The sequence below is a fragment of the Falsigemmobacter intermedius genome (assembly GCF_004054105.1).
Lineage (GTDB): Bacteria > Pseudomonadota > Alphaproteobacteria > Rhodobacterales > Rhodobacteraceae > Wagnerdoeblera > Wagnerdoeblera intermedia.
Genome location: NZ_SBLC01000096.1, coordinates 493 through 3,738, shown reverse-complemented (window position 1 = coordinate 3,738; position 3,246 = coordinate 493). Strand labels below are relative to the sequence as shown.

General features: G+C 58.7%; 7 protein-coding genes. All 7 read right to left on the bottom strand.

The window, feature by feature from the left end; translation table 11 throughout:
- Positions 1 to 340: 340 nt before the first annotated feature.
- On the bottom strand, positions 341 to 943 hold the full coding sequence (locus EP867_RS19085) for an outer membrane protein (RefSeq protein WP_164888966.1): 603 nt from the start codon (positions 941 to 943) through the stop codon (positions 341 to 343).
- A 129-nt stretch (positions 944 to 1,072) separates the two neighbouring features.
- Complete coding sequence (locus EP867_RS19080) at positions 1,073 to 1,711, bottom strand: hypothetical protein (protein ID WP_128491022.1); 639 nt, start codon at positions 1,709 to 1,711, stop codon at positions 1,073 to 1,075.
- Between the two features lie 36 nt (positions 1,712 to 1,747).
- On the bottom strand, positions 1,748 to 1,969 hold the full coding sequence (locus tag EP867_RS19075) for a hypothetical protein (RefSeq protein ID WP_128491021.1): 222 nt from the start codon (positions 1,967 to 1,969) through the stop codon (positions 1,748 to 1,750).
- 2 nt (positions 1,970 to 1,971) lie between these two features.
- Positions 1,972 to 2,202, bottom strand: coding sequence for a thioredoxin domain-containing protein (locus EP867_RS19070; RefSeq protein ID WP_128491020.1), 231 nt, complete (start codon positions 2,200 to 2,202; stop codon positions 1,972 to 1,974).
- Positions 2,202 to 2,735, bottom strand: a complete 534-nt coding sequence (locus EP867_RS19065) for a hypothetical protein (protein WP_128491019.1) — start codon at positions 2,733 to 2,735, stop codon at positions 2,202 to 2,204. Before EP867_RS19065 ends, EP867_RS19070 begins: the two co-directional genes overlap by 1 nt.
- Complete coding sequence (locus tag EP867_RS19060) at positions 2,732 to 2,944, bottom strand: DUF3310 domain-containing protein (RefSeq protein WP_128491018.1); 213 nt, start codon at positions 2,942 to 2,944, stop codon at positions 2,732 to 2,734. The genes EP867_RS19065 and EP867_RS19060 overlap by 4 nt, the downstream gene beginning before the upstream one ends.
- Positions 2,941 to 3,246: hypothetical protein (locus tag EP867_RS19055; protein WP_206616392.1), on the bottom strand; the 306-nt coding region annotated here is incomplete at its 5' end. The genes EP867_RS19060 and EP867_RS19055, both read right to left, overlap by 4 nt.

Sequence of the window (3,246 nt, the reverse complement as noted above, 5' to 3'; positions counted from 1 at the left end):
ATGGGTCAAATCTCAATGGAAATTATCGCCCCAAATGGGTCAGTTCTAAGCGGCAATCAACACTCTGAGTAGCTAAATTCTGGTGAAGCTTCTCTTTATGGGGCACGACCAACTCCTCTTCTGAGCCCTGCAGGGCAACTGGAGATTAATAGGCGGCAAGAGATGAAGTTCCTGAAGCTGCTAAAAATGCAAAAGCGCCCGAGGTTTCCCTTGGGCGCTTCTGTCGCACGAATTTTATCCAGCTTGCCACAATCAACTGAATTGTCAATCGTTGTATTTATAAAGAAGCACTTACAAAGCGAGCCGTGCGGACTGGCGTATGTCTATTCCGCCCGCAGAATCAAAACTTCCAGGAAGCACGCAGTTGGATGGTATCGATATCAAGATCGACGTCTGTCCCTGCAACATTCGCAACGCTACCGAAGCTTGAACGGCTAAGTTCGGCACCAAGCACGAAGTTACGGCTGATTGCAAAATCAGCACCAATGCCAAACGTCATGCCCGACTTGCTATAGCTATCGATGCCGTCGCTTCCTTTAACGCGTGCGACACCCAGCATAGCGTAGGGCATCCACTGTCCAGCGTCATAGCCAAAGCGACCTTTCAAACGGGTCAGGTCAACTTTGACACCTTCTTCCTTTGCGCGGTCAAAGCTCAGCTCACCACCCAGAACGTACTGCCCGAAGTCGTGGTTGTAGCCAGCGAACACGCCAAGACCTGTATCGTCCGCCGACACGGAGACAGGGCCCGCCGAGAGGGAAGCATCATGTTGCCCGAAGGACAGGCCGACATAGCCCCCAGTCCAATTGCTGTCGGAAACGACTGCTACGGGTGCATAAACGGCAGGTTCTTGCACAACTACAGTCGGACCTCCGGCAAGAGCCGAAGTTCCAAAGCCGATGCCAGCAAGGATAGAAATCGCAGAAACAGCGCGACGAGTCATAGTTGTTATTCTCCCTAAAACCCACACGGGGTGGGTAATAGATGGCCTATTTTTTAACCTTTCGTTAAAGATTTCTGAGATCTTAATTAGCATCATGGAGACATGTGATGTTTTTGTGACACGACGTATTCAGCCTCTGCGTGCTTCGATCACATCGACCCAGTGGCGCAGTGCTTCGGTGAAAGCCCGGCCTTTGGTGGTGGTGAACCCGTCCTCATCGATCAGCTGCAGCTCGCCCTGTATGCCGCCCGCGATCAGGGCGCGGTCATGCGCTGAGACCAGACCAATGCGGCCCTGCCAGATCATCCAGCGGCGGGTTGCGCCTCGCTCGCGCTGCTCCGGGGTGCGATCATCCATCGGCGGGATATCCTCGGCGGGGTTGGCAGGCACCACCAGCTCCTCCGGGATAATCGCGATGGCCGCATTCTTCGGGCTGTCGCTCAGGCCGATGGCGTGGCGATAGGCGCGGCGTGCGAGGCGGTATTCATCCACGACGTGCTGCATCTGTGCGGCCTGCTCCGCATTAACTGCCAGCAGCCTGATGCAGCGGCTTGCCTGATCCGAGTAGCTCCGATCCTCAGCCGCAGCGCGAAGCTGGGCCGGGTTGGCCTTCGCATGTCGCAGGCGGGCTTTGGCTACGGTCATGCGAGGATCTTCCTCACGCTGGTTGGTATGGCGCCGGTCACGGCCGGTCGCTCGGTTCGGAGCGGTCATGCCGCCCGGCAGGGTGATTGCCTTCTTTGCGCGGCGCTTGGCTGCTTTGCTCATGTCTCACTGTCCTGATGGTGTTTTTATGGGCGGGCCTTAGTGGCCCTGCTCCGATTTTTTAGCCCGTTCATAGGCGTTGGAGATCCAGCCAATGAGCAGAACTCCCACCAAGAGCGCGCCCGCCGAGAAGACCAGCCCGATGAACGGGAGCACGCTCAGCAGCCAACCCGCGAGAAATGCGGTTGAAAAGCCAATTACCACGCCAATCACCACGGGAGCGAGATCGGCAGCCATCACTCTCGCTGTGCGCCAGATCATGCTCACATCCCCTCGATTGCGCGCTTGATCATGTCAGGGCGCATGCCGGACCAGATCAGGTGGCCTGCAATGACGATGGGGGCAGAGGTCAGGCCCTGCGCTTTCCATGCGTCGATCTGCTCGGCCGGCACGTCAGCCAGCGGGGTTTCATTTACGCTCACCCCTGCCCGGTCAAATTCGCGCTTGGTCAGGCGGCAGGGCTGGCAGTTGGGGGCGGTGTAGATGGTGATCATCACCAGATCTCCTTTCCCATGGGGCCGGCAGACAGGGTGCGTTCACCTATTTCCGTCATCACCCATCGCGCGGGGCTGCGCTGAGATCGTACCAGGAACCCGAGCGTGCTCAGAACGTCCAGCCATTCCCGGCCGATATCGACGTCTTCACCATCATCGGCACACTCGGCAAACCGCTGCAACTTTTGCTGGATCTTTTGACCACAGCCTTCCGCCCGCCCTGCCCGATAGCCTTCCTCCCATGCATGGGTGGTGTCCTCGAAGCTGGTCAGCGGGGCAGAAAAAATATGACTCACGCGTTTGGCAGTTTTCGTGGTATCTAAGTTATCGTGCACGGGGTCACGGCCGCTAGGTTGTGTATCACTGGGAGTCGAGTAACGAGTATTGGCGGCCTTGCCTCCGTGCTGGAATTTCTCTCGCCGAAGTTCACCTGCCACGTCAGACTTCAGCACGTTAGGTGCCCATGCAGGGGCCTTTTCTGCCGGGCCGTGGTAGCTGCAGTAGCCGTTGTGGATGGTGACGGTGTCGCTCATGCGGTGGCCCCTTTCCTGCGGGCGATATCGCGTTGGATGTACCAAGCGGCTTTCTCCAGATCCTCGATGGCGTCGTTCTTCAGATCTGCGCGCCAGATGTATTTGACCGCGTTCCCGAGGCAGTAGTTCATGTACTCGGTGATCTGGATGCACTCGACGCCCGAGGGGTGAGAGCGGTAATGCGGCGGGTGGTTGACCGGGTCGCTCATGCGTCCTCCAGAGCAGGGCTCCGGTCCATGACCAGTCCGAGGTTGCGGTAGATCTTCGAGCGGCTGATCCCGATCAGATCGCTGCGGAGAAACGCCTCGATGCGGTCAATGCTCGGGACCACGCCTGCGAGGTTGCAGACCTCGTGCCAGTCAGCGCGGCGGAAGTAGCCCAGCTGGGCCAGCGTCACGGCCTCCCGGCGTCCCGGCTTGGCGCGGGCGACTTCACCAGCAGCATCGGCCAGTGCATGAGCTGCCACCGCGCGCCACAGCTGGCGGGCAGCGGAGCCGTGCACCGCGGTGAA

Excerpts from the sequence above, each read along its gene's own strand:
- EP867_RS19075 (WP_128491021.1), bottom strand. The coding sequence starts at position 1,969 with ATGATCTGGCGCACAGCGAGAGTGATGGCTGCCGATCTCGCTCCCGTG.
- EP867_RS19080 (WP_128491022.1), bottom strand. The coding sequence starts at position 1,711 with ATGAGCAAAGCAGCCAAGCGCCGCGCAAAGAAGGCAATCACCCTGCCG.
- EP867_RS19065 (WP_128491019.1), bottom strand. The coding sequence starts at position 2,735 with ATGAGCGACACCGTCACCATCCACAACGGCTACTGCAGCTACCACGGC.
- EP867_RS19070 (WP_128491020.1), bottom strand. The coding sequence starts at position 2,202 with ATGATCACCATCTACACCGCCCCCAACTGCCAGCCCTGCCGCCTGACC.
- EP867_RS19060 (WP_128491018.1), bottom strand. The coding sequence starts at position 2,944 with ATGAGCGACCCGGTCAACCACCCGCCGCATTACCGCTCTCACCCCTCG.
- EP867_RS19085 (WP_164888966.1), bottom strand. The coding sequence starts at position 943 with ATGACTCGTCGCGCTGTTTCTGCGATTTCTATCCTTGCTGGCATCGGC.